Source organism: Streptomyces marianii, assembly GCF_005795905.1.
In the GTDB taxonomy this organism is placed as follows: Bacteria; Actinomycetota; Actinomycetes; order Streptomycetales; family Streptomycetaceae; genus Streptomyces; species Streptomyces marianii.
In genome coordinates this window covers 5133417-5157135 of sequence record NZ_VAWE01000001.1, presented here as the reverse complement: position 1 = coordinate 5157135, position 23719 = coordinate 5133417, and the positions used below count along the sequence as shown (strand labels likewise).

At 69.9% G+C, this 23719-nt stretch carries 25 protein-coding genes; 15 read left to right on the top strand and 10 right to left on the bottom strand.

Annotation, left to right across the window (positions count from 1 at the left end; translation table 11 throughout):
- The first annotated feature begins 218 nt into the window (after positions 1-218).
- Positions 219-1949 (top strand): LCP family protein, encoded by a 1731-nt coding sequence (locus FEF34_RS23335; RefSeq protein ID WP_138054888.1) that lies wholly within the window; start codon positions 219-221, stop codon positions 1947-1949.
- Positions 1950-2001: 52 nt separating this feature from the next.
- The gene (locus tag FEF34_RS23330) at positions 2002-3699 is read left to right on the top strand and encodes an LCP family protein (protein ID WP_138054887.1); all 1698 of its coding nucleotides are present in this window, start codon (positions 2002-2004) and stop codon (positions 3697-3699) included.
- A gap of 189 nt (positions 3700-3888) precedes the next feature.
- Here the strand turns inward: FEF34_RS23330 and FEF34_RS23325 are convergent, their stop codons facing one another.
- On the bottom strand, positions 3889-4926 hold the full coding sequence (locus tag FEF34_RS23325) for a glycosyltransferase family 2 protein (RefSeq protein ID WP_138054886.1): 1038 nt from the start codon (positions 4924-4926) through the stop codon (positions 3889-3891).
- A 188-nt stretch (positions 4927-5114) separates the two neighbouring features.
- On the opposite strand from FEF34_RS23325, the gene FEF34_RS23320 reads away from it, so the two are divergent.
- Positions 5115-6698 (top strand): LCP family protein, encoded by a 1584-nt coding sequence (locus tag FEF34_RS23320; protein ID WP_456114789.1) that lies wholly within the window; start codon positions 5115-5117, stop codon positions 6696-6698.
- 364 nt (positions 6699-7062) lie between these two features.
- Here FEF34_RS23320 and FEF34_RS23315 read toward each other — a convergent pair whose 3' ends face one another.
- Entirely contained in the window at positions 7063-7611 is a 549-nt protein-coding gene (locus FEF34_RS23315; protein ID WP_138054884.1) for an acyl-CoA thioesterase, read from the bottom strand.
- Positions 7612-7730: 119 nt separating this feature from the next.
- On the opposite strand from FEF34_RS23315, the gene FEF34_RS23310 reads away from it, so the two are divergent.
- Positions 7731-8957 (top strand): LCP family protein, encoded by a 1227-nt coding sequence (locus FEF34_RS23310; RefSeq protein ID WP_234042529.1) that lies wholly within the window; start codon positions 7731-7733, stop codon positions 8955-8957.
- A gap of 91 nt (positions 8958-9048) precedes the next feature.
- Here the strand turns inward: FEF34_RS23310 and FEF34_RS23305 are convergent, their stop codons facing one another.
- Together FEF34_RS23305 and FEF34_RS23300 are read right to left on the bottom strand one after the other, a co-directional pair.
- Entirely contained in the window at positions 9049-9255 is a 207-nt protein-coding gene (locus FEF34_RS23305; RefSeq protein WP_138054883.1) for a DUF397 domain-containing protein, read from the bottom strand.
- Positions 9252-10133, bottom strand: coding sequence for a helix-turn-helix domain-containing protein (locus FEF34_RS23300; protein ID WP_138054882.1), 882 nt, complete (start codon positions 10131-10133; stop codon positions 9252-9254). Before FEF34_RS23300 ends, FEF34_RS23305 begins: the two co-directional genes overlap by 4 nt.
- A gap of 154 nt (positions 10134-10287) precedes the next feature.
- On the opposite strand from FEF34_RS23300, the gene FEF34_RS23295 reads away from it, so the two are divergent.
- Positions 10288-10728, top strand: a complete 441-nt coding sequence (locus FEF34_RS23295) for an ATP-binding protein (protein WP_138054881.1) — start codon at positions 10288-10290, stop codon at positions 10726-10728.
- 167 nt (positions 10729-10895) lie between these two features.
- On the opposite strand, the gene FEF34_RS23290 is transcribed toward FEF34_RS23295, so the two are convergent.
- Entirely contained in the window at positions 10896-11384 is a 489-nt protein-coding gene (locus tag FEF34_RS23290) for a carboxymuconolactone decarboxylase family protein (protein WP_234042528.1), read from the bottom strand.
- A 669-nt stretch (positions 11385-12053) separates the two neighbouring features.
- Here FEF34_RS23290 and FEF34_RS23285 point away from each other — a divergent pair.
- The 8 genes from FEF34_RS23285 to FEF34_RS23245 all read left to right on the top strand — a co-directional run bounded on the left by FEF34_RS23285 (position 12054) and on the right by FEF34_RS23245 (position 16522).
- The gene (locus tag FEF34_RS23285) at positions 12054-12446 is read left to right on the top strand and encodes a PadR family transcriptional regulator (protein WP_138054880.1); all 393 of its coding nucleotides are present in this window, start codon (positions 12054-12056) and stop codon (positions 12444-12446) included.
- Entirely contained in the window at positions 12443-13018 is a 576-nt protein-coding gene (locus FEF34_RS23280; RefSeq protein WP_138054879.1) for an HAAS signaling domain-containing protein, read from the top strand. Before FEF34_RS23285 ends, FEF34_RS23280 begins: the two co-directional genes overlap by 4 nt.
- A gap of 237 nt (positions 13019-13255) precedes the next feature.
- Entirely contained in the window at positions 13256-13405 is a 150-nt protein-coding gene (locus FEF34_RS41415; protein WP_171053056.1) for a hypothetical protein, read from the top strand.
- A gap of 276 nt (positions 13406-13681) precedes the next feature.
- Positions 13682-13873, top strand: coding sequence for a hypothetical protein (locus FEF34_RS23275; RefSeq protein WP_138054878.1), 192 nt, complete (start codon positions 13682-13684; stop codon positions 13871-13873).
- Positions 13857-14381, top strand: coding sequence for a DUF6879 family protein (locus FEF34_RS23270; protein WP_138054877.1), 525 nt, complete (start codon positions 13857-13859; stop codon positions 14379-14381). The genes FEF34_RS23275 and FEF34_RS23270 overlap by 17 nt, the downstream gene beginning before the upstream one ends.
- The gene (locus FEF34_RS23265; RefSeq protein ID WP_138054876.1) at positions 14378-15208 is read left to right on the top strand and encodes a helix-turn-helix domain-containing protein; all 831 of its coding nucleotides are present in this window, start codon (positions 14378-14380) and stop codon (positions 15206-15208) included. The genes FEF34_RS23270 and FEF34_RS23265 overlap by 4 nt, the downstream gene beginning before the upstream one ends.
- Positions 15209-15743: 535 nt before the next feature.
- On the top strand, positions 15744-15968 hold the full coding sequence (locus FEF34_RS23250) for a DUF397 domain-containing protein (RefSeq protein WP_138054874.1): 225 nt from the start codon (positions 15744-15746) through the stop codon (positions 15966-15968).
- 86 nt (positions 15969-16054) lie between these two features.
- Positions 16055-16522: a hypothetical protein gene (locus tag FEF34_RS23245; RefSeq protein WP_138054873.1), complete on the top strand. Its 468-nt coding sequence runs from the start codon at positions 16055-16057 to the stop codon at positions 16520-16522.
- Between the two features lie 340 nt (positions 16523-16862).
- Here the strand turns inward: FEF34_RS23245 and FEF34_RS23240 are convergent, their stop codons facing one another.
- Positions 16863-18020 (bottom strand): acyl-CoA dehydrogenase, encoded by a 1158-nt coding sequence (locus FEF34_RS23240; protein WP_138054872.1) that lies wholly within the window; start codon positions 18018-18020, stop codon positions 16863-16865.
- 185 nt (positions 18021-18205) lie between these two features.
- Here FEF34_RS23240 and FEF34_RS23235 point away from each other — a divergent pair, with 185 nt between their 5' ends.
- Positions 18206-19546: a UDP-glucose dehydrogenase family protein gene (locus tag FEF34_RS23235; RefSeq protein ID WP_138054871.1), complete on the top strand. Its 1341-nt coding sequence runs from the start codon at positions 18206-18208 to the stop codon at positions 19544-19546.
- 73 nt (positions 19547-19619) lie between these two features.
- Here the strand turns inward: FEF34_RS23235 and FEF34_RS23230 are convergent, their stop codons facing one another.
- Complete coding sequence (locus tag FEF34_RS23230; protein WP_138054870.1) at positions 19620-19982, bottom strand: VOC family protein; 363 nt, start codon at positions 19980-19982, stop codon at positions 19620-19622.
- 96 nt (positions 19983-20078) lie between these two features.
- On the opposite strand from FEF34_RS23230, the gene FEF34_RS23225 reads away from it, so the two are divergent.
- Positions 20079-20591, top strand: coding sequence for a CGNR zinc finger domain-containing protein (locus FEF34_RS23225; protein WP_138054869.1), 513 nt, complete (start codon positions 20079-20081; stop codon positions 20589-20591).
- Between the two features lie 133 nt (positions 20592-20724).
- On the opposite strand, the gene FEF34_RS23220 is transcribed toward FEF34_RS23225, so the two are convergent.
- Genes FEF34_RS23220 through FEF34_RS23210 form a run of 3 tightly spaced genes read right to left on the bottom strand, consistent with a single transcriptional unit; the run spans position 20725 to position 23606 of the window.
- On the bottom strand, positions 20725-21921 hold the full coding sequence (locus tag FEF34_RS23220) for a dipeptidase (RefSeq protein ID WP_138054868.1): 1197 nt from the start codon (positions 21919-21921) through the stop codon (positions 20725-20727).
- 9 nt (positions 21922-21930) lie between these two features.
- Positions 21931-22470 carry a 5-(carboxyamino)imidazole ribonucleotide mutase gene (gene purE, locus FEF34_RS23215; RefSeq protein ID WP_138054867.1) on the bottom strand — a complete coding sequence of 180 codons (540 nt, stop codon included), beginning with the start codon at positions 22468-22470 and terminating at the stop codon, positions 21931-21933.
- On the bottom strand, positions 22467-23606 hold the full coding sequence (locus FEF34_RS23210; RefSeq protein ID WP_138054866.1) for a 5-(carboxyamino)imidazole ribonucleotide synthase: 1140 nt from the start codon (positions 23604-23606) through the stop codon (positions 22467-22469). Before FEF34_RS23210 ends, purE begins: the two co-directional genes overlap by 4 nt.
- Positions 23607-23719 lie beyond the last annotated feature (113 nt).

Sequence of the window (23719 nt, the reverse complement as noted above, 5' to 3'; positions counted from 1 at the left end):
GTCACCGGCAGTCCATGGAGATTGGGTGGATTGCCCGGTTGTAAGGGGCGTGGAATTTGTCACGGACGTCGCCCACCGCTGAACTGGGCGGATAGTGTGACGCGATCCGGCTACATCAGGCCGGCCAGGCCGCGGTCACACACAACCGGACCGACGAATCGAGCGTCTCCCGGGGGGAGGGACGCCGCGCGTGGCACCGACGGAGGACTCAAGCAACCGTGGATGCGCAGAGCCGTGGGCAGGCGGACGAGATCGACCCCGCCGACCAGTGGGTACTGAACCCGCAGACGGGTAATTACGAACTGCGACTGGACCGTTCCGCTCCGAAGCCGCCCCCCTCCCGCTCCGCCGGCTCCGCCCCCGGAACTGCCGGCCGCCGCGGTCCTTCCCGTGCCACTCCCGCCACCGCCGAGGTTCCGGGACAGCGCACGCGACGCTCGGCGCGTGGCGGAAACCCGCCGGGCGGCGGCGACGGAGGGCGCGGCTCGCAGCAGACCGCCGCGGGGCGCCGGAAACGCAAGCCGCCGAAGAGCAGGAAGAAGAAGGCGATGCTGTGGACGGGCGGCGTGATGTCCTGCGTCCTCGTCGCCGGCTCGGCCTTCGCGTACTACCTGTACGAGCGGCTCAACGGGAACCTCAACACGGTGGACGTCGGTGACGCCGGCTCCAAGGGCGTCACCAAGGACGGTCCCGTCAACATCCTTCTGCTCGGCACCGACAAACGCACCGGCGCGGGCAACGAGGGGTACGGCGACAAGGGCAGCACCGGGCACGCCGACACCACGTTCCTCTTCCACGTCTCCGAGGACCGCACCAACGCCACCGCGCTCAGCATCCCGCGCGATCTGATCACGGACATCCCGGACTGCCCCACGAAGCAGCCCGACGGCTCGACGAAGATAATCAAGGGCTCCCAGGGCGTCCGCTTCAACGAGAGCTTCGGCGTCGAGGGCCGCGACCCGGGCTGCACGATGCGCACGGTCAAGCAGATCACCGGCGTTCCGGTCGACCACTTCATGATGGCCGACTTCAACGCGGTGAAGACGCTCTCGACCGCCGTCGGCGGTGTGGAGATCTGCCTGGTCAAGCCCATCAGGGACAAGGACTCCAAGCTGGATCTCCCGGCCGGCAAGCAGAAGGTCGAGGGCGAGGACGCCCTTGCCTTCGTCCGCAACCGGCACGGCCTCGGCAACGAGAGCGACCTGGACCGCATCAAGCAGCAGCAGCAGTTCGTGGCGTCGATGATCCGGCAGATGAAGGAAGACACGCTGGGCAACCCGCAGAAGATGTTCGCGGTCGCGGAGGCCGCGACCCAGGCCCTCACCGTCGACAGCGCGATCGGGGACATCCCCAAACTGACGGCCATGGCCCAGGAGCTCGGCAAGATAGACGTCAAGCACATCAGCTTCGCGACCGTGCCGGTGGTCGACAACACCGACGGCGCCACCGTCCTCCTCGACGAGGTCAAGGCTCCGCAGGTGTTCAGCATGCTCCAGAACGACATCTCCTTCACCGAGGTCAAGGAGAAGGAGTCGGCGGCCAAGAGCAAGCAGGCGGCCCTGCTCAAGGGCCCGCGGGCCGAAGCCTCCGCGGTCCGGGTCGACGTCTACAACGGCAGCGACACCTCGGGGGCGGCGCAGAAGACGCTCAACTGGCTCCAGGTCGAGCAGGGCGTGCTCAAGTCCACCAACAAGAGCAACGCCCCGGAGAAGACGGCCAAGACGACACTGGAGTACGCGCCGAACCAGGCCGACCAGGCCCGCAAGCTCGCGGACCTCATGGGTCTGCCGGCCACTGCGCTGAAGCCCGGCACGGAGGACGCCGAGGGCACGGAGGCGATGGTCCTCACGCTCGGTGCCGATTTCAAGGGCGCGGGGGTGCCCATCACCGCACCGGCGAAGCCGCCGGTGGACAAGGTCGAAGCAGACAAGCAGGTGTGCGCCGAGTGACCCCGGATCACCGGGTCACGCGGCGCGCCTGACGACAGGGGGGGTTCCAGGGGTGGGACGGAGCAGCGTGCAAGGGGAGGACACACGCGAGCGTGTCCGGCACGCCGGAGAACCGGGCCGGTCCGGCGGCAGCGGCGCGGAGGAGCGCGGCGACTCCGCCGGCTCGGACGACGGCGGGGAGGAATGCTCACCGGCAGCCGCGTCCGCCGGCAGAGGCGACGGGCGGGTCCGGCCGCGGGGCAACCCGCGCGGCCCGGGAAGACGGGGCAGACGCCGGACGCTCCGCTGGGTCGCCTCCGTGCTCTCGCTGCTGATACTCGGGACGGCGGGAGCCGGATACCTCTACTACGAGCATCTGAACGCCAACATCAAGACGGACGACCTGAACCTCGGCAAGAACGGGATGGCCGACCACACGGCGAACGCCGCCGGCCAGACACCGCTGAACATCCTGCTGATCGGCTCGGACGCGCGCGACTCGGCCGCGAACAAGGCTCTCGGCGGCGCCCGGGACACCTTCGACGGCCCCCCGCTGGCGGATGTGCAGATGCTCGTCCACCTGTCCGCCGACCGCAGCAACATGTCGGTGATCAGCATGCCCCGCGACACCGTGCTGAAGATCCCGGAGTGCACGGACCGCGAGGGCAAGGTCTTCGAGGCGACCGGCTGGACCCTCACCAACGAGTCCCTCCAGCGCGGCGGGCCCGGCTGCACGGTGGCCACCTGGTACAAGCTGACCGGCATCACCATCGACCACTTCATGCAGGTCGACTTCGCCGGCGTCGTGTCCATGGCCGACGCGATCGGCGGCGTACCCGTCTGCGTCACGCAGAACGTCCACTCCCGAAACAGCGCGGGGCAGGGCTCCGGTCTCAAACTGAAGGCGGGCACGACCTCCGTCAAGGGCGAGCAGGCGTTGCAGTGGCTGCGCACCCGCTACGGCTTCAAGGACGGTACCGACCTGGCCCGTACGGAAGCCCAGCACATGTACATGAACTCGATGGTCCGCGAGCTGCGCAAGAGCACCAAGCTCACCGACCCCGCCAAGCTGCGGAACCTGGCCGAGGCGGCCACGTCCGCGCTCACGGTCGACGCGGGGCTGGACACGGTGGCGAAGCTGTACGCCCTGGCCGAGGAGTTCCAGCAGGTCCCGACCGAGCGCATCACCATGACGACGATGCCGAACTTCTACACCCACCGGCCCTATTTCGCCGGCAAGGTCGAACCGCTGCAGCCGGACGCGGAGCAGGTGTTCCGCATGGTGCGCGAGGACATCCCACTCGACGGGAAGGCGTCCAAGCGCACGGCACCGGCTGCTGCGAAGGACCCCGCCGCGGCACCGGACGAGATCGGCGTGAGCGTGCAGAACGGCACGTACACGGACGAGTTGGGGTTTGCGAGGGGGCGCGCGACGGAGATCGCGGGCGTGCTGACCGGCAAGGGCTTCACCAGGACGACGGCGGACAGGCAGACCAACCCGCAGGAGCGGACCGTGGTGTTCTACCCCAGCGCGGAGCTCGCGGGCGACGCGCAGGCGGTCGCCAAGGCCGTGGGACTGCCCGTCTCCTCGGTGAAGAGGTCCACCGACGTGTCGGGGGTGACGCTGGTGGTGGGCGCGGACTGGCGCGAGGGCGCCGCCTACCCGAAGTCCGCCGCCGAGGACGACGGCAAGGCCCCGTCGTCGGCGAAGCCGCTCAGCGCCGGCGACACCAAGGCCTGTATGCCCGTGCAGCCCGGGTTCACCTGGTAGCCCGCGACCAAACGCCCGTCCCAGGGGGCTCCGCACCGCGCAGGCCCCTCCCCCACCCCTCACGACGAACGGGGTCGTCCGACGCGCTGCGCTTCGGACGGCCCCGTTCGTCGGCGTCGACCCGCGCGGTCAGGCCTGCGTCGACATCGACCCGCGCGGTCAGGCCTGCGTCGACATCGGCCCGCGCGGTCAGGCCTGCGTCGGTGCCGTCACCGCCGGCCGGCGGCTCTCGATGACCTTCCTCGCCAGCGAACGCGGACTCGTCAGGAAGCCGAAGCCCCACGACATGTGCATCGTCGCCAGCGCCACCGGGATCCGGAGACGGGCCTTCCACGGGAGGCCCTTGCCCGCCGGGACCGAGCCCGCGGCGATCGCCACGAGGTAGCCGCCGGGGATCACGAAGCCGAGCGGTGTCAGCGTCGCGCCCGCCACCAGGCCGGCGGCGATCGCGCAGACGGCGGCCGGCGGGGCGAGATAGCGGAGGTTGATCGACCCGGAGTGGTAGCGGGCGACGACATGGCGCCAGCGACCGTAGTCCTTGTACTGCTTGGCGAGCGCCTTCACGGAGGGGCGCGGCCGGTACTGCACCCTGAGCTCGGGCGAGAACCAGATCAGTCCGCCGGCCTCGCGGATGCGGAAGTTCAGCTCCCAGTCCTGGGCGCGGATGAACTCCTCGTTGTAACCGCCCTGCTGCTCCAGCGCCTCACGGCGGAAGACTCCCAGGTACACGGTCTCCGCGGGGCCCGCCTCGCCGCCGGTGTGGAAGGCTGCGTTGCCGACGCCGATCTTCGAGGTCATCGCGGCGGCGACGGCGTGCTCCCAGTCGTTCTCGCCCTCGGCGTGCATGATGCCGCCGACGTTCTGCGCGCCGGTCTCCTCCAGGAGGCGGACGGCTGTCGCGATGTAGTTCGGCGACAGCATCCCGTGCCCGTCGACGCGGACGACGATCGGGTGGCGGGAAGCCTTGATCGCGGCGTTGAGCGCAGCGGGCGTACGGCCGGTGGGGTTGGGGACCGTGTGCACCCGGCCCCAGGGGTTCGACGCCGTCTCGCGCACCAACGCGGCGGCGATCTCGTCGGTGCGGTCCGTCGACGGGCCGAGCGCGATGACCACCTCCATCTCGCCCGCGTAGTCCTGCTGCAGGATGTGGCGGACGGCATCGCGCAGATGACGTTCCTCGTTGAGGACCGGCATGATCACGGAGACGGCGGGCGGGGCGGCTGGCATGGGTTCCTCGGGGTCCTGGGGTCGCCCCCCGGGAGACAACGGCCTCGGGGAGACAGCGGCGTCGCCCGCCACGTTACCGCGAACGGGGGACAGCGATGCGCGCCTCCCCCCGGCCTCCCCCTGCCGCAGATCGTATGGGCCTACGGTGCTCAGGATCACCGGTCTGCTGCCCTGCGGAGGTGCCCCTCGTGCCCACACCGCCCCGCTCGTCCCGTCCGCGACCGGCGGCGGCCCGTCCGAGGCCGGTTCCCGGGCCGACGGCGGGCCGCCCGAGACCGGCGGCACAGCGGCGGACGGGAGCGGCACAGCGACAGGGGGCGGCGGGGAAGAACCGCCGGGGACCGGCCCCGCGCACACGTGGGCGGGGGCAGCCGGAACGGCCCCGCTGGGGGATGCGGCTGGTGACGACCCTCTCGGTGCTGGTGCTCGGCGTGGGTGGCATCGGTCACGCGCTGGTGACCGGGCTGGACAGCGGCATCGGCCGGGTCGACCCGTTCAGGGACATGAAGAACCGGCCGGAGGACGGCAACGGGATGAACATCCTGCTCGTCGGCACCGACGGCCGTGACACGATCACCAAGGAGGAACGCCGCAAGTACCGGCTCGGCGGCGCGCCCTGCCGCTGCACCGACACGATCATGCTCGTGCACATCTCCGAGGACCGGGAGCGGGCGAGCATCGTCAGCCTCCCCCGCGACTCGTACGTGGAGATCCCCGCCCACACGGACCTGACCACCGGCAAGAGGCACGGCCTGCACGCGGTGAAGCTGAACGCGGCGTACACGGAGGGCGGGCCCGCGCTGACCGTGCGGACCGTCGAGGACCTGACCAAGGTGAAGGTCGACCACTACCTCGAAGTCGACTTCCGCAGCTTCATGAAGACGGTCGACGCGATCGGCGGGGTGGAGGTCTGCACGGCCCGGCCGCTCAAGGACACCCACTCCGGCCTCGACCTCAAGGCGGGCACCCACCGCCTCGACGGTGCCAAAGCCCTGCAGTACGTGCGGGCCCGCCATGTCGACGGCGCGGCGGACCTGGGGCGGATGCAGCGCCAGCAGCGGTTCGTGGCGGCGCTGGTGCAGCAGGCCACCGGCAGCGGGATGCTGCTGAACCCGGTGAAGTTCCGCCAGGTCAGCACGGCGGCGCTCAACTCCGTACGGGCCGACCGGGGCTTCGGCACGAACCAGCTACTGACGCTCGGCAAGGCGATGCGGAGCTTCACGCCGGCGTCGACGGAGTTCGTGTCGGTCCCCGTGAAGGACCCGAGCTTCCCGGTGAAGGGCGTCGGCTCGACGGTGAAGTGGGACCCGGTGAAGGCGGAACGGCTCTTCCGGGCCCTGCGCGAGGACAAGCCGCTCGCCCCGGAGCGGCCGCGGGGGGCAGCGTCCGCCCGCGCCGCCAAGGTCGTCGACGTCCCGCCGAGGCAGATCCGGGTGCAGGTCTACAACGGGACGCGGCTGGACGGGCTCGGCTCCCGCGTGGACACCGCCCTGAAGGCGACCGGGTTCAACACGACGCGGGCCCCGCTGAACGCCGGAGACCGCAAGGTGAAGCGCACCTTCATCACCTACGACCCGCGCTGGGACCGCTCGGCGAGGTCCCTGGCGGTCGCTCTGCCCGGCGCCGAGCTGCGCCCCGTGAAGGGCCAGGGCCCGACACTCGAGGTGACGGCGGGCTCCGGCTTCACCTCGGTGACCCCCGTCCGGGCGGACACCCCGCGTGCCAGGGGCGCCTTCGGAGCCATCACCGGCGACGAGGTCCTCTGCCGCTGACATGCCGCGGGAGGTCACCGGGGCGGCGGTCGGAAGGGCGCCGGGACACGCCGACGCCGGCTCACGCGCACCCGCGGCGGCGGGACAGCGCGGCGGCGGGACGACGGGACAGCGGGACAACGGGACAACGGGACAGCGCGGCGGCGGGACAGCAGGACAGCAGGACAGCGGGGCGACGGGGCGACGGGGCGACGGGGCGACGGGGCGACGGGGCGACGGGGGCAGGAAAGCGCCGGGACGCCGACGCCGGGGCGGCGGTCGGAAGGGCGCCGGGACGCCTCGACGCCGGGTGCGAGCGCATCCGCGGCGCCTGACGCCCCGGCGCCGCCCGCGCAGCTCCTCGGAGCGGGCGCCGAGGACGACGTCAGTCCTCGTACCCCTCGGCCGCGCGGCGCTCGCGGAGTTCCTTGATCGCGCGGCGGCGGGCGAGCCGGTGGGTCCGCCGGATCTGCGCCTCCTGGTAACGCCGCTTGTCGCGCTCCGTCTCGGGGACCACCGGTGGGACGGGCCGAGGCTTGCCGTCCGCGTCGACGGCGGCGAAGACCAGGTAGGCGGAGCCGACCTGGGTCGCGGGGGTGGACTCGTTCCAGCGCTCGGCGAGCACCCGGACGCCGACCTCCATGGAGGACCGGCCCGTCCAGTTGACCTGGGCCTTCACGTGGACCAGGTCGCCGACCCTGACCGGCTCGAGGAAGACCATCTCGTCCATGGAGGCCGTGACCGCCGGTCCGCCGGAGTGCCGGCCGGCGACGGCGCCCGCCGCGTCGTCCACCAATTTCATGATTACTCCACCGTGCACCGTCCCGAGGAGATTGGTGTCACTGTGCGTCATGATGTGGCTGAGGGTCGTACGCGAAGCCGCTGTCGGCTTACCCGGAATATCGCTCTCCGAGCGCTGGGCCTGGTCTGTCATGCCCTCCACCCTATGCGGGCCCCCGGACACCGCCGCATTGCATCAGGTTCGCTACAGCCCCGGTGTGATTCGTCACCCGCTCTGTCGGGCCTTCGGCGACGGCCTGCACACTGTTCCGCATGAATGACTGGCCCGATGGATACGGACACGGCGGCCGCGGCGCGGAACCCGAGGGGCCGCGTGTGATGCCCCATGTGCGGCGACGCCCGATCCCGCAGCAGCCGCAGGGGTACGACGACAGGCACAACGCCCCGTACGACAGCGGGTACAACACGGGCCAGGTCTACGGTTCGCCCTCGGGCGGAGGACACGGCGGGCAGGGCGGACACGACGGCTACGGCGAGCCGCCGGCCTACGGCCGCCCGGCCCCCGACTGGCGCCGGCGCCTCAAGGTCGGCTCGATCACCGTGCTGGTGCTGGCCCTCGGGGTCTCCATAGGCACCTACTTCTGGGCCGACTCCAAGATGCGCCGCGAGGTCGACCTCGCCAAGGTCATAGAGCGGCCCGAGGAGGGCGACTGCACGACGTACCTGATCGTCGGCTCCGACAGCCGTGAGGGCCTGACGTCGGAGGACAAGAAGCGCCTGCACACCGGCTCCGCCGACGGCAAGCGCACCGACTCGATGATGATCCTCGCCGCCTGCGGCAGCGGGAACACCATGATCTCGCTGCCCCGCGACTCGGACGTGGAGATCCCGTCCTTCGTGGGTTCGGAGTCCGGCAAGACCTTCCCGGGCGAGGGCCGCCGGGTGAAGCTGAACGCGGCGTACGCGGAGGACGGCCCCGAACTGCTCGTCCGCACCGTCGAGCACAACACCGGTCTGCGGATCGACCACTACGCGGAGATCGGCTTCGCCGGCTTCGCGAACATCGTGGACTCTCTCGGCGGCGTCGAGATGGACATCCCCAAGGCCTTCAAGGACGAGAAGTCCGGCGCCGACTTCCAGGCGGGCAAGCAGAGCCTGAACGGCGAGCAGGCCCTCGCCTTCGTCCGCACCCGCTACGCCTTCGCCGGCAGCGACCTGGACCGCACCAAGAACCAGCAGAAGTTCCTCGCGGCGCTGGCCAACCAGGCCGCGACCCCCGGCACGATCCTCAACCCGTTCAAGCTCTACCCGACCCTGGGCTCGGGCCTGGACACCCTGATCGTCGACAAGGACATGTCCCTGCTCGACCTGGGTGAGATGTTCTTCGCGATGAAGGGCATCAGCGGCGGCGACGGCACGTCGATGAACATACCGATCTCCGGCAGCCGCGGCGGAAACCTGGTCTGGGACAAGGAGAAGGTGCGCCAGCTGGTGAACCAGATCAAGAACGACGAGAAGGTCACCGTCACCGCGGACTGACGGCCGTGCGCCGACGCCACGGGCCTGACCCGGGCCGCCGACTTCGGCCCGGGGTCGGGTCCGTCCCGGCCCGGTGGCCCGGGCTCGGCGGTCAGCTTCCGGCGGCGTAGGCCACGAAGTCCCCCCATGCCTCGGGGGTGAAGCCGAGTCGAGGGCCGGGCACGTCCTTGGAGTCGCGGACGTGGACGGCGCCGACTGCCACCGCGACCTCGACGCAGTCGGGGCCGTCGTTGGTGCTGTAGCTGCTCTTGACCCAGGTCGCCCCCGAAAGGGCCCCGGTCGAGGGCTTGACGCTCATATCTCTCCCAGCAGTTTCTCGATGAAGGACCGCGACAGCCGAGGCGTGAGCGCCTGCGACCTGATCAGGCCGTACCGCATCTCAAGGATCTGGACCTCCTTGGGGTCGGTGATCAGACGGCTGGTGAGCTGGACTTCGTTGTGCGCCACTGTCGTGCCGTCGCTCAGCTTGAGCACCCTGTGCGAGCCCGCCAGCCCTGCGTGCTCTTCCGTCTCCGTCGGCATCAGCTGGATCTCGACATGCCTCAACGCGCCGACTTCCAGCAGGTGTTCGAGCTGACGGCGCAGGACCATTCTGCCCCCGATCGGCCGCCTGAGCGTCGCCTCCTCCTGGACGAACGTGAGAAGGGGCGCGGGCTGCCGTTCGAACACCGACTGGCGGGCCATCCGCGCAGCCACCAGGCGCTCGATCTGGTCCTCCGAGAAGGCGGGCCGCCGCCCCCGGTACAGCGCACGGGCGTACTCCTCTGTCTGCAGCAGCCCGTGCACCACGGCACTGGCGTACGCGCCCATCTCGACCGCGTCCGCCTCCAGCTTCGCCAGGTCCCGGACCTTCTTCGGATACCTCGCCTCCGCCACGTCCTTCTTCATCGCGGCCAGTTTCCCGCCCGCGCCCAGGGCCTTGTCCGCCCTGTCCAGGAACTCCGGCTTCGGGATGCGCTTGCCCGTCTCGACCTTGTAGACCTGGTTCTCGCCGTACCCGATCGCCGCGCCCAGTTCCGCAGCGCGCATCCCCGCCGCCTCGCGCCAGAGCCGCACCTGCCGGCCGACCACCGCGATCACCGCTCCCGAGTCGTCCTCCGGCCCCATGTCCCGGTCCGGCTCGTCCGGCTCGTCCACCCCGTCCGCCGTACCGGCCCCGCCGAGCCCATCCGCCATACGACACCGCCTCCTCCGTGCCCCCGCCATCCGTGCCCGACCCGACAACCGGCGCCCGTACACGATGGACAGGGCCGCCCAACGCCTGGACAGTCACTGTCCGTACACGTGGCGCTCTGTTCAGAGTACGAGCGAACCGGCCACGCTGAGTCACGTGAAGCTGGAAATCACCCGAACCGAACCTTCCGCTCCTGCCGGGCAGTTCACCGTCCTCCTCTCCCCCACCCGCCGGGGAGCACGGCTCGCCCGGCTGCTCACCACGGCCCAACTGGCCTGCTGGGGACTCCCATCGGAGTCGGCGGCGCGAGTCGTCGCCGAACTGGCCGCCAACGCCTCGCTCCACGGCCGCGTACCGGGCCGGGACTTCCGGCTCCGTCTCTCCGTCGAGGACGAGGGCAGGCGCCTGCGGATCGAGGTCACCGACACCCGGTGGGACCGGCTTCCGCCCGGCCCCGGCACCCTCACCCCTCCGGCCGACGGCGCGGAGTCGGGGCGCGGCCTGCTGATCGTCGAGGCGCTCGCCGCACGGTGGGGCGTGACTGCGGGCCCCGTACCGCGCAAGACCGTGTGGGCCGAGCTCGACCTCGTGCCGTGACCGGGCAACCCGCCGCCGGCCCACCCGGCACTGCCAGGGCAGGGGAGTCCGGGTACGCGGACGAGCCCTTCGCCCGTCCGCTCAGGCGTGTCCGGTCGGTGCCGAGAGGCCGTCATAAGCACCGGGCCCCGTCTCGACCGGAACGCCGGTCGTATCGACGAAGCGCGTCAGCATGGGAACCACGCCATGGTCATGATGGCTCGTGCGGCCATGTCCTGACTGCCGTAGTGCGACACGAGCTCCCGTACCCGGTCCGCGTCGAGCTTCGCGTCGGCGGCCATGTCGTCGACCATGCGGCACAGCCGCCGGTGCCAGGGAGAGAGCCGGTCCAGCTCGTCGTCCAGCACGGCCCGGCAGGCATCGCGCGGGAGTCCGACGGCCTCCGCCAGCACGAAGTGTTGCGGGATCTCGTAGTCCGAGGCGTTCTGGCGGAAGGTGCGCAGCGCGATGACCTCCCGATCCGCACCGGGGAACCAGTCCTTTCCGAACATCACGGAGAGCAGTGTCCGGTACTCGCGGGCCATTCCGGTTCTGGCGATCATGCGCCACACGTTGAGCGGTGGCATCGACGCGAGGAACTCCACCGTCTCCGCGTCGAGCTCGTCGTCCGCGGGCAGATCGAGCTTCGGCAGGTTCTCCGGACGCAGGGTGTGCATGACGGACCTTCCCTCTCGGCGCCCGGGCCCTCACTACGCGCGCGTTCCCGGGCGCATTCGGTGGCCTCCCGGGCGGTCTCGATGGCTCTCCCGGACGGGTCCCGGTGGCCTTCCCGGGCGGTCTCGGTGGCTCTCCCGGACGGGTCCCGGTGGCCTTCCCGGGCGGTCTCGGTGGCTCTCCCGGACGGGTCCCGGTGGCCTTCCCGGGCGGTCTCGGTGACGTTCCCCTGCGGCGACGACAGGACAAGCGCGACCGTGTCCCGCTCGGACTCTGCCGTGCACCGCGTGCTCGCCACCGAGAGGGAGCCGGAGACGACTCGTCTGGCACAACTGGTGGACATTGCAGCCGCAGGGACGATCCGTCCCCATACCAGGTTGTCCGGATCGACGGGAGAACTTCAACCGGGCGCTGCCCCTCGGCCCGCGTCCGGGCACGGTGTGCGACGGTGTGGTGGTCGCAGCCGACGGGCTCGGCCGCCGCGATCGGCGACTCTCCGTGAGGACACGTGTCCTCAGGGCGGCGGCGAGGGCACCGATCCGGGACCAGGAGCGGCGGCCCGACGGAGCCCATGACGGTACGTAAACCGAGGACTACGAGTCTTCGAGTCGCCGTACGCCCCAGCCGCCGGCGCCTTCCAGAGTGACCCACCGCAAGGTACTATGTTTCGCATGGTACTAGGTGAGGCGAGTCACCGCGCCGCGAGCAAGGCCGAGAGCCAGCTTCGCAAGGGCGTGCTCGAATACTGCGTGCTCGCGTTGATGCGCGACGGACCGCGCTACGGCGTGGAGCTGCTGCGGGAACTGGAGGAGACCGGGGCGCTCGCGACCAGTCAGGGCACGGTGTACCCGCTGTTGTCGCGACTGCGACGGGACGAACTCGTCGTCACCAGCTGGCAGGAGTCGACATCCGGTCCGCCGCGACGCTACTACCAGCTCACCGAGGCCGGACACGCCGCCCTCGAGGAGTTCGCCGGGATCTGGCCGAGGTTCCGGGACGCCGTCGATCATCTTCTCGCGCCGAAGACGGGGCGCATACAAGCATCTGGAGGGGCAGAACGATGAACACCAAGAACGCCGAGACATCCGGGAGCGCGGCGGTCCGCCGCTACCTCGAGGCAGTCGAGCGCGAGGCTTCGGCACTCCCGGCGGACCGCCGACAGGAGCTCGTCGCCGACATCGCCGAGCACATCGAGATCGCGCGCGCCGAACGGCCCGGCGATGTCCAGGACATTCTGCGCGAGGTGGGCGACCCTCGGGTGATCGCCGCCGCCGCGCTCCAGGAGTCCGGGATGGGCACCGGGGAGACGCCCGGGCGCCGTTCGCCCGCATGGGTGCCGCTGCTGCTGATGCTGCTCAAGTACGCCCTCTGGTGGAACTTCTGGCTCCTGATGCTCTCAACGGCGCTCGAGGTCGCCGGAGTCGTGGTGCTGTGCAGGTCCCGGCACTGGACGGCGCGCCAGAAGTGGCTCGGTGCGACGTCGATCGTCGTGGTGCCACAGCTGACGCTGGTGGTCACGAATCTTGTCTTCGGCCATGCGACGCCTCCGGTGTACTGGGCAGTGGCGATGGTCGTGCTGATGGCCGTCCTGCCGCTCGGTGCCGCGGGGTGGCTCTGGCGTACCCGGAAGCGCTGAGGCCGACGCCGGCGGGGCGTCGGATCGAGGGGGCGCCGACGAAGTCCTGGCCGGCGCGCGGGGCCGGGCTGTCGGGATCTGCCGGGGACCGTCCCAGGCCGGTCGACGGCCGGTCGACGGCCGGTCGACGGTGGTGCCGTTCGGCCCTGCGGCCGTCGCATGCCAGGAAATCGCGCGGAGGACGTTCTGTGCTGGTCAGCGGGCGTTTCGGGGCGCTCGTTCCCAGGACTTCCCGGCATGGCGCCCGGAAACGGCCTTGATCAGGCCGCAACGGGCAGGAAGCCGAGAGCGGCCCTCCGGAACCTCAGAACGCCCACTGGCCACAAGACCCGCTACGGCAGGCTCCTCGCCATGACGATCCGCTGGACCTGGTTCCTGCCCTCGTAGATCTGGGTGCTTTACGGGTCATACCGCGCTGACCTGCACGGACACCCCTCTTGGCAGAACCCTCCGCAGCATTTCCCCATGATCGTCAGAAGTCTGCCCAGGTGGGCGCCGTACTGGCGGCAGCCTCCCCGACCGGTTGGAGGAGCGGCAGGCTCCGGGGGAGGTTACGCGGTTTCCCGTTCCGTCAACCGTGATCGCTTGACCCGCGCGCCCTGGCCTCGGGAGCATCAACCCAGATGCGGGGTACTGGCAGCACGGGAGAGGGGAACCCGGACCATGAAGGTCACCAAGCTGGTCAGCACGTGCGACATCACGGAGTGTCCGACGATCTACGCGACGGATCGCGGCACGCTCTTGGTTCAGGGGGAGACTCCGACCGACCACGGGCTTCAGATTCCCGCTCACGAAACCTTGGTCGAGATCCCGGTGGAACTGATCCAGAAGGCCATCCGTGACAACCTCATCTAGGACCCTCGGCGACCTCTTCGACACGTTCCAGCGTGAGGCGTTTCGACTCGAAACCCTCGACGACTACAGCAAGTCGGGGAACGTCGATGCCTATCACGCGTTCCTGGCCGGGGAGCCGCAGCCGGACGACTACAACGCGGGCTGGGTCGAAGAACTCCGCTCACACACCGGAATAGGAAAACGGGTCTACCGGGTTCACATTCTGCGCCGCCCACTCACGGACTATCTCAGGTTCGAACTCGGGTGGGGGTACCGGAAGAACATGTCCGGGGGTGAGGAGTTCTTCATTCTCGACATCACCGACAGGCCGAGCATCCTAGAGAACGTGCCCGATTTCTGGCTCTTCGACTCCGAGTCCGCGGCCGTCATGAACTACGACGGCACCGGAAAGTACCTGGGCTCGGAAGTCCTGCCACCGGAACGAACCGCGGAATTCGCCGGGCACCGTGACGCGGCACTCGCCCACGCGGAGCCGTTCACCGAATGGTGGGCCAAGTACGGGGCGTGAACAGGGCACAGTTGGGGGCCGCGCTGCGGGCACTGCGCCAGGCGTCCGGGAAGGAGGCCAAAGCAGTCGCCCGTGGCGCACTCATGTCTCCGTCCAAGCTCTCCAAGATCGAGAACGCGAAGCTGGCGCCCAGCGCGACGGACGTCGAGCGCATCCTGATCGCCATCGGCGTTTCTCCCGAGATCAAGGCCGAGTACACCGAGGCCGCCCGATCGGCCGGCACGGAGACGACAGAGTGGCGGCTGCTGAAGCGGGTTGGCGTTCACAAGGGTCAGCTGGAGGTCAAGGCCCTCGAAGCCCAGATGTCAGCACTGCGGATGTTCCAACCGGCCCTGGTTCCCGGATTGCTCCAGACCCCCGAGTACATCCGAGCCGTGCTGCAACGCCACGACCTGAGTGATGACACCGTGGCCCGCACGATCAGCGGTCGGCTGGAACGCCAAGCCATTCTCTACGACAGCTCCAAGTCACTGAGGTTCGTCATCACGGAACCCGTGCTGCGGTGGCGAATCGTCCCGCCTCCTATGATGGCCGCCCAGCTGGACCGGATTGTTTCCGTATCACGGCTCTCCCATGTCGACATCCGCGTGGTCCCTCTGGGCATTCAGCAACACGACGTGGCGAACCACTCCTTTGCCATTCGGGACAACCGGATGGTCACCGTGGAGACGGTCCATGCTGAGGTACTCGTCACCGACCCCAGGGACGTTGATATCTACGTAAAGAAGTTCAACGGGTTCGCACGCGTGGCGCTGTCCGGTGACGACATGCGGAGCCTGGTCGAAGGAATCCGCGACGACTTTTTGCGGGAACAGGAAACAGGCTAGAGCTCTCTCCGTGGCCCGTCGAAGATGGCGTCATGGAGAGCGAAGAGAGAACTTCGGATCCTGGAACCAACACGCCAGCAGGGACGTGCCTGTCTGAGCCACCGCGCGAGCCGTCACCCGAACCCGGTTGCGCTGACTGCCTGTCGATATCGGTAGCCCGCGAGAACGCCCGCTCCACGTTCGACTACAGCGCCGTATCCGACGCCAACGTACGGATGCGCCAGCACCACGCAGAGGCGCACGCGTCATGAGAAAGGGAGCGGACTCAAGGCTCTTCGCCGATCGCCCCCTGATGACCATGCGGACCTCTCGGGATTCAGGGCAGACCTGAGGGCCGGAGCAAGCCGTGGCCGCGACGGACGATCTTCCGCTGCTGATCACAAGCGCTTGGCCGCCATGCGAGTGCCGGCGCTGCACGGAACGCGGCCAAGGTTCCGGACGCTGAAGTCTCTCCCTCTCCTCCCTTGAACTCCCGCCCGGACTGGGCGGCGGCGGTCAGCCATGGCCGCGATCAGTTGAGCAGGAAGGTGCAGTAATGCTGAACGGAACCGACCTGTACGGGCTCGACATCGACGGGGCCTCGTTCGTGAAGGCGTGCGGCGGCCCCTGTACCGAGGGGTGCGTGACCCTGGCCCGAATCGGTGAGAACGCCTGGGCCCTGGGCGACAGCAAGCGGCCAGACGCACAGCCGCTGCGGTTCACCTCGGAGGAGCTGGACGCGGCGGGTATCGACCCGGCGCGCTTCGGCCTGAGCGTCTGATCCTCCCCCTCCCGTCAGCCGGGCCGGGTCCATCCCCCGTCCCTGGGCCCGTGCCCGGCCGGCGCTTCTCGAAACGGGAACGACCCGTGCACCACCACGGCTATCTGTGGACCGGCCCGAAAGAACGCTTCGACAACGAGGCCCTTCGGCGGCCCCCGCACCCTGAGCCGCCCCCGGTCGGGAGTAGACCGGAGCTGATCCAGCGGTATCGGGAGGTGTCGGCCGAGTTCCCGACCGTTGACCTTCCGCCGCTGGAAACGGCGTACTGGCTCATCAAACCGCGTTCGCTGGTTCGTAGCACGTGGGATGAGGCGAAGGAAGCAGCGGCCTGGCTCGGGGAACGGTTGGCGGAGTACGCACCCCGGTTCGCGTCGGAGGCGGAGCGGGACACCACCCATCTGACGCTTCTCGTGAACGCCGCCGCTGAGCGGTTGAGGGAGGGCGGTGACGTGTCCCACGGCTTCTACCTCGAACGACCCTCGTACCTGTCCCTGGCCGTCGTGACGTGCTCCCCGAATCGCTCTATGCCTGAACCGGCCTGCCCAGTCGGGTAGTCGAAGCAACAAAGAAGCCCCGGCCAGTGGCCGGGGCTTCTGCACTGGTTGGTTAGAGCAGTGCGCGGAAGGGGTTGGAATCGCTCACCGGTTCCTGCCGCTTCGGTTCAGGCGCGGGCTCCGGCGCTGTGCGGATCGGACGGTAGGCGTCGAGACGGACCCTTGCCTTCCAATACGGTCCGCTGGGCCGGCGCTGACTCCTCGTGCCGGGAAACTGAATCGCCCCGGGTCTGACGGAGACAGCATGACGCCCGGGAACGGCCCTGATCAGGCCGCAACGGACGGAAAGCAGGATGCCCATGCGGACCCTCGACACCGGCCCTGACCTGCAAAACCCCTGCTACGGCAAGTTCCTCGCCATGACGATCCGCTGCACCTGGTTCGTGCCTTCGTAGATCTGGGTGATCTTGGCGTCGCGCATCATGCGCTCGACCGGGTAGTCACGGGTGTAGCCGTAGCCGCCGAGGAGCTGGACGGCGTCGGTGGTGACCTCCATGGCCACGTCCGAGGCGAAGCACTTGGCGGCGGCGCCCTGGAAGGTGAGGTCGCTGTCGCCCCGCTCGGACTTGGCCGCGGCCGCGTACGTGAGCTGTCGGGCGGCCTCTATCTTCATCGCCATGTCGGCGAGCATGAACTGCACGCCCTGGAAGTCGGCGATCGGCTTGCCGAACTGCTTGCGCTCCTTGACGTAGCCCTTGGCGTAGTCGAGGGCGCCCTGAGCGATGCCGAGGGCCTGCGCCGCGATGGTGATGCGGGTGTGGTCCAGCGTCTTCATGGCGGTGGCGAAGCCCGTGCCCTCCGCGCCGATCATGCGGTCGGCCGGGATGCGGACGTTGTCGAGGTAGACCTCGCGGGTCGGGGAGCCCTTGATGCCGAGCTTCTTCTCCGGGGCGCCGAACGACACGCCCTCGTCGGACTTCTCTACGACGAAGGCCGAGATGCCCTTGGAACGCTTCTCGGGGTCGGTCACGGCCATCACCGTGTAGTACTCGGACACACCGGCGTTGGTGATCCAGCGCTTCACGCCGTTGAGGACGTAGAAGTCGCCGTCGCGTACGGCGCGGGTCTTCATGCCCGCGGCGTCGGAGCCCGCGTCCGGCTCGGAGAGGCAGTACGAGAACATCGCGTCGCCCTTGGCGAGCGGGCCCAGGTACTTCTTCTTCAGCTCCTCGGAGCCGGAAAGGATCACCGGCAGCGAGCCCAGCTTGTTGACCGCGGGGATCAGGGAGGACGAAGCGCAGACACGGGCGACCTCCTCGATGACGAGCACGGTGGCGAGCGCGTCGGCGCCGGCGCCGCCGTACTCCTCCGGAACGTGCACGGCGTGCAGGTCCGAGGCGACCAGCGCGTCCAGGGCCTCCTGCGGGAACCGGGCCTCTTCGTCGACCGTGGCCGCGAACGGCGCGATCTTCGCCTCGGCGAGCGAGCGGACCGTCTCCCTGAGCATGTCGTGCTCTTCGGACGGGCGGTACAGGTCGAAGTCAGGCACTGTGCTTATCTCCCTTTGGCGCCAAGGTCTCTCACGCCCCTGAGCGACTGCTAACTACCGTTAAGTAACACAAATTTTAGTGTGCGCGCCTCGACCGGGCATACGTGAGTTTGCTGACAGCGGAGAAAATGCCCTTGCGCGCTCCCGGTTATGCTCGGGCCCGCACTTCGTCCGTCCACCCCAGGAGCAAGCCCATGGCCCTCAAGATCACCGTGATCGGCACCGGGTACCTCGGCGCCACCCACGCAGCGGCCATGGCGGAGCTGGGTTTCGAGGTCCTGGGCCTCGACGTCGTCCCGGAGAAGGTCGGGATGCTGGCCACCGGCCGGGTCCCGATGTACGAGCCGGGCCTGGAGGAGCTGCTCGCCCGCCATGCGGCCGGGATCGAGGGATCCAGCGGGCGGCTGCGCTTCACCACGTCCTGGGACGAGCTGGAGGACTTCGGCGGAGACGTCCACTTCGTCTGTGTGAACACCCCGCAGAAACACGGCGAGTACGCCTGCGACATGTCCTACGTCGACGCCGCCTTCACCTCGCTCGCACCACGTGTGAAGGGCGGCGCACTGGTCGTCGGCAAGTCCACCGTGCCGGTGGGATCGGCGGACCGGCTCGCCCGTCTGCTCGCCGAGCATGCGCCCGAAGGAGTGGACCTGGCCTGGAACCCGGAGTTCCTGCGCGAGGGCTTCGCCGTGCGGGACACCCTGCACCCGGACCGGATCGTGGTGGGCGTGGACTGCGAGCGGGCCGAGAAGGTGCTGCGCGAGGTGTACGCCACGCCGATCGCCGAGGGCTCGCCGTTCGTGGTGACGGACTTCCCGACGGCGGAGCTGGTGAAGACCTCCGCGAACTCGTTCCTCGCGACGAAGATCTCGTTCATCAACGCCATGGCCGAGGTGTGCGAGGCGGCCGGCGGCGACGTGGTGAAGCTGGCCGAGGCGATCGGCCACGACGACCGGATCGGCAAGAAGTTCCTGCGGGCCGGGATCGGCTTCGGCGGCGGCTGCCTGCCGAAGGACATCCGGGCGTTCATGGCGCGCGCCGGTGAACTCGGCGCCGACCAGGCGCTGACGTTCCTGCGCGAGGTCGACTCGATCAACATGCGCCGCCGCGGGCACATGGTCGAACTCGCCCGGGAGGCCGTGGGCGGCGGGTCGTTCCTGGGAACGCGGGTCGCGGTCCTGGGCGCGACGTTCAAGCCGGACTCGGACGACGTCCGCGACTCGCCGGCGCTCAACGTCGCCGGCCAGATCCATCTCCAGGGCGGTCAGGTCACGGTCTACGACCCGAAGGGCATGACCAACGCCCGGCTGGTGTTCCCGACGCTCGGCTACGCGGAGAGCGCGCTGGAGGCCGTGCGCGGTGCGGACGTCGTGCTGCACCTGACGGAATGGCCCGAGTTCCGTGAGCTCGACCCGGCCGTCCTGGGCGAGGTGGCGTCCCGGCGGATCGTGCTGGACGGGCGCAACGCACTGGACGGGACGAAGTGGCGCGAGGCCGGGTGGACGTACCGTGCGATGGGCCGGCCCCGCGCCTGAGGCACACCGGCGTCAGCAGGCGCAGAGACAGAGACAGAGACAGAGACAGAGACAGAGACAGAGTGACGATGCGTCAGCAGGCGCAGAGACAGAACGGATGCCCGGCGGGGTCCGCGTAGACGCGGAAGCCGCGTGTGCGGTCGCCGGTGTCCAGCGGCTTGGCCCCGAGGGCCAGCACCCGGTGCTCGGCGGCGTCCAGGTTCTCGACGGTCAGGTCGAGGTGGAACTGCTGCGAGGTCCCCGGCGAAGGCCACTCGGGAGCGGTGTGGCCGGGGGCGGCCTGGAAGGCGAGGGGCGTGCCCTCGTACCCGGTGAGGGAGACCCAGGTGTCATCGTCCGACTCCACCCGTGCGCCCAGGATCTCGGCGTAGAAGGCGGCGAGTGCGTGCGGGTCGGCGCAGTCCAGGACGACGGTTCCCAGTGTGGCGATGGCCATGGTGCTTCCTCTCGTGCGAACGGACGGTTACCGGTAACCGTCTTGCACTGGTAACCGGTAACCACATAGTCCCGTAGTGGAGGTAACGTCGCAACCATGTATGACAGGGCCCCGGCACCCGGAGGGCTCGCGCTGGTCGAGTCCCTGGTCAACACGCTGAGCGTCGACACGGGCACCGACAGGCTGGACAGCGCGGACGGGCGCGCGGCGTTCGGTCTCACCGCTGCGGAGGTGCCGGCCGCGAAGGAACTGCGCGAGGCGCTGCGGGCAGCGTGCCTGGCGCACGCCGGCCACTCCTCACCCGGCCGCAGTGCCGGCGACCTGGACCGGATGCTGACCGGTGCGCCGCTGCGCGTCTCCGTGGACGGCGCGGGCGCCGTGACCCTCCGCCCCACGGCCGACCCGGCCGCCCTGCTGTCCCGCGTCGCGACGGCGATCGCGGAGGCGGCGGCCGACGGGAGCTGGCTCCGTCTGAAGGCGTGCGAGGCGGAGGACTGTCTCTGGGCCTACTACGACCGCAGCCCGGCGGGCCGCAGCCGCTGGTGCTCCATGGCGGTCTGCGGCAGCCGCGCGAAGATGCGCGCGTACCGCGCACGGCGGGGCGGGTAGGGGCGCGGTACGGCCGAACGCCGCGCGCGGAGCGCGGAGCCGTGGACGGCGGATCCCCCGCCGCGGTACGGCCGGGAGCCGTACGGCCGAGCGCCGTGCCCGTGACGCGGAGCCGTGGCGGCGCGTCCCCGGGCTACGGCGTGGGCGCGCTCGTCGTCGACCGGAGCGTCGCGTTCGAGGGGGCGCGTCGGGACTGGAGGTCGCGGGCGACGGATTCCGCGTCGCGGAGGGCGCGGACCGCGTTCTGCCAGGTGAGCTTGGCCAGGTCCGGGCGGGACCAGCCGCGGCGCAGGAGTTCCGCGATCAGGTTGGGGTAGCCCGCGACGTCCTCCAGGCCGGCCGGGGTGAACGCGGTGCCGTCGTAGTCGCCGCCGATGCCGATGTGGTCGACTCCGGCCACCTCGCGCATGTGGTCCAGATGGTCCGCGACCGTGGCCGCCGTCGCCATCGGACGCGGGTGAGCGGCCTCGTACGCCCGCTGGACCTTCATGCCCGCCTCGGTCGTGTCGAGGGGGTGGAGCCCGTGCTCCCGCATGTTCTCGTCCGCCCCGCGCGTCCAGGCGACCGCCTCCTGCAGGACGAACTTCGGGACGAACGTGGCCATCGCCACGCCGCCGTTCGCCGGGAGCCGCTCCAGCACGTCGTCGGGGATGTTCCGCGGGTGGTCGCAGACCGCCCGGGCGGAGGAGTGGGAGAAGACCACCGGGGCGACGGAGGTGTCGAGCGCGTTCCGCATCGTCGCCGGCGCGACGTGCGAGAGGTCGACGAGCATGCCCGTGCGGTTCATCTCCCGCACGACCTCGTGGCCGAACGCCGACAGTCCGCCGAAGCGCGGCTCGTCGGTCGCCGAGTCGGCCCAGTCGTTGTTGTCGTTGTGCGTCAGCGTCATGTAGCGGACGCCCAGCGTGTGCAGCGCCCTCAGCGTGGCGAGCGAGTTGTTGATGGAGTGGCCGCCCTCCGCCCCCATGAGGGAGGCGATCCGGCCCTCCTCGCGCGCCGCCTCCATGTCGTCGGCGGTCAGGGCACGCGCCAGGTCCGCCGGGTAGCGGGCCAGCAGCCGGTCCACCACGTCGATCTGCTCCAGCGTGGCGCTGACCGCCTCGTCACCGGCCATGTCACTGCGCACGTACACCGACCAGAACTGAGCTCCGACCCCGCCGGCCCTCAACCGCGGGATGTCGGTGTGCAGGCTGCCCGTCTGGTCGGTCGCGATGTCGCGGCGGTCCAGGTCGTAGCGGACCTGTTCGCGCAGGGCCCACGGAAGATCGTTGTGGCCGTCGACGACGGGAAAGGATGTGAGCAGCGAACGGGCTTCGGTGAGAAAATCCACGGTCGCAGCCTACTTGCCGAAGCCGAACGCCGCGGATCCCTCCACCTTCGAGCGCAGCCGCCGGCCCTTCTCCGTCGCCTGGTCGTTCAGCTCCTGCTGGAAGTCGCGCATCCGGGCCAGCAGGTCGGCGTCCTGGGTGGCGAGGATCCGGGCCGCGAGCAGGCCCGCGTTGCGCGCTCCGGCCACCGACACGGTCGCGACCGGCACACCGGCGGGCATCTGCACGATCGAGAGCAGCGAGTCCATGCCGTCGAGGTACTTCAGCGGAACGGGCACGCCGATCACGGGCAGGGGGGTGACGGAGGCGAGCATCCCGGGCAGATGGGCGGCTCCGCCCGCGCCCGCGATGATCGCCTTCAGCCCTCGGTCGGCCGCCTCCTCGCCGTACGCGATCATCTCGCGCGGCATGCGGTGCGCGGAGACGACGTCCACCTCGTACGGGATCTCGAACTCGTCCAGGGCCTGTGCGGCGTTCTCCATGACGGGCCAGTCGGAGTCCGAGCCCATCACGATGCCGACGAGGGGGGCCGAATCGGGAGCGGTGGTCATTCGGTGATCGTTCCTCTGAGGTAGTCGGCCGCGTGACGGGCGCGCGCGAGCACGTCGTCCAGGTCGTCGCCGTAGGTGTTGACGTGTCCGACCTTGCGCCCGGGCTTCACGTCCTTGCCGTACATGTGGATCTTCAGCTGCGGGTCCCGGGCCATGCAGTGCAGATAGCCCTGGTACATGTCGGGGTAGTCGCCGCCGAGGACGTTAGCCATGACCGTCCACGTCGCCCGGGGGCGGGGGTCGCCGAGCGGCAGGTCGAGCACGGCCCGCACATGGTTGGCGAACTGCGACGTGATGGCGCCGTCCTGGGTCCAGTGCCCGGAGTTGTGCGGGCGCATCGCCAGCTCGTTGACGAGGACGCGGCCGTCCGCGGTCTCGAAGAGCTCGACCGCCAGATGGCCGACGACGCCGAGCTCGTGGGCGATGCGCAGCGCGAGCTGCTGGGCTTGCCCGGCCAGTTCTCCGTCCAGGTCCGGCGCGGGGGAGATCACCGTGTCGCAGACGCCGTCGACCTGCCGCGACTCCACGACCGGATACGCGACCGCCTGGCCGTGCGGGGAGCGGACGACGTTCGCGGCGAGCTCGCGGCGGTAGTCGACCTTCTCCTCGGCGAGGACGGGCACGCCGGCGCGGAACGGCGGCTCGGCGTCCTCCTCGCTCCGGACGATCCACACGCCCTTGCCGTCGTAGCCGCCGCGCACCGTCTTGAGGATCACGGGGAAACCCCCGGCCTCCGCCGCGAAGGCGGCCGCGTCCGCCGGGTCGGCGACGATGCGGTGGCGCGGGCTGGGCGCGCCGATCGCGTCGAGCCGTGCGCGCATCACGCCCTTGTCCTGCGCGTGCACGAGCGCGTCCGGGCCCGGGCGGACGGGGATGCCCTCCGCCTCCAGGACCCGCAGGTGCTCGGTGGGCACGTGCTCGTGGTCGAAGGTGATCACGTCGCAGCCGCGCGCGAAGGCGCGGAGCGTGTCCAGGTCCCGGTAGTCGCCGACGACGACCTCACCGGCCACCTGGGCCGCCGAGTCCTGGGGGGTGTCACTGAGGAGCTTGAACCTGATGCCGAGGGGGATGCCTGCCTCGTGTGTCATACGGGCGAGCTGTCCGCCGCCGACCATGCCGACTACGGGGAACGTCACCCTCCCAGGGTATCCGGAGCTCCGTACGGTCCTGTCCGCCCCACCGGTTCGTACGATCCAACGAAGACGTGTGCCCCTTCGAAGGCGTGCGCCCCGTTCATGGCCGTCCGTCG

Coding starts and splice junctions, on each gene's coding strand:
- FEF34_RS23325 (WP_138054886.1), bottom strand. CDS start 4,926: ATGCCAGCCGCCCCGCCCGCCGTCTCCGTGATCATGCCGGTCCTCAAC.
- FEF34_RS23315 (WP_138054884.1), bottom strand. CDS start 7,611: ATGACAGACCAGGCCCAGCGCTCGGAGAGCGATATTCCGGGTAAGCCG.
- FEF34_RS23310 (WP_234042529.1), top strand. CDS start 7,731: ATGAATGACTGGCCCGATGGATACGGACACGGCGGCCGCGGCGCGGAA.
- FEF34_RS23305 (WP_138054883.1), bottom strand. CDS start 9,255: ATGAGCGTCAAGCCCTCGACCGGGGCCCTTTCGGGGGCGACCTGGGTC.
- FEF34_RS23300 (WP_138054882.1), bottom strand. CDS start 10,133: ATGGCGGATGGGCTCGGCGGGGCCGGTACGGCGGACGGGGTGGACGAG.
- FEF34_RS23290 (WP_234042528.1), bottom strand. CDS start 11,384: ATGCACACCCTGCGTCCGGAGAACCTGCCGAAGCTCGATCTGCCCGCG.
- FEF34_RS23285 (WP_138054880.1), top strand. CDS start 12,054: ATGGTACTAGGTGAGGCGAGTCACCGCGCCGCGAGCAAGGCCGAGAGC.
- FEF34_RS23280 (WP_138054879.1), top strand. CDS start 12,443: ATGAACACCAAGAACGCCGAGACATCCGGGAGCGCGGCGGTCCGCCGC.
- FEF34_RS41415 (WP_171053056.1), top strand. CDS start 13,256: ATGGCGCCCGGAAACGGCCTTGATCAGGCCGCAACGGGCAGGAAGCCG.
- FEF34_RS23275 (WP_138054878.1), top strand. CDS start 13,682: ATGAAGGTCACCAAGCTGGTCAGCACGTGCGACATCACGGAGTGTCCG.
- FEF34_RS23250 (WP_138054874.1), top strand. CDS start 15,744: ATGCTGAACGGAACCGACCTGTACGGGCTCGACATCGACGGGGCCTCG.
- FEF34_RS23235 (WP_138054871.1), top strand. CDS start 18,206: ATGGCCCTCAAGATCACCGTGATCGGCACCGGGTACCTCGGCGCCACC.
- FEF34_RS23230 (WP_138054870.1), bottom strand. CDS start 19,982: ATGGCCATCGCCACACTGGGAACCGTCGTCCTGGACTGCGCCGACCCG.
- FEF34_RS23225 (WP_138054869.1), top strand. CDS start 20,079: ATGTATGACAGGGCCCCGGCACCCGGAGGGCTCGCGCTGGTCGAGTCC.
- purE (WP_138054867.1), bottom strand. CDS start 22,470: ATGACCACCGCTCCCGATTCGGCCCCCCTCGTCGGCATCGTGATGGGC.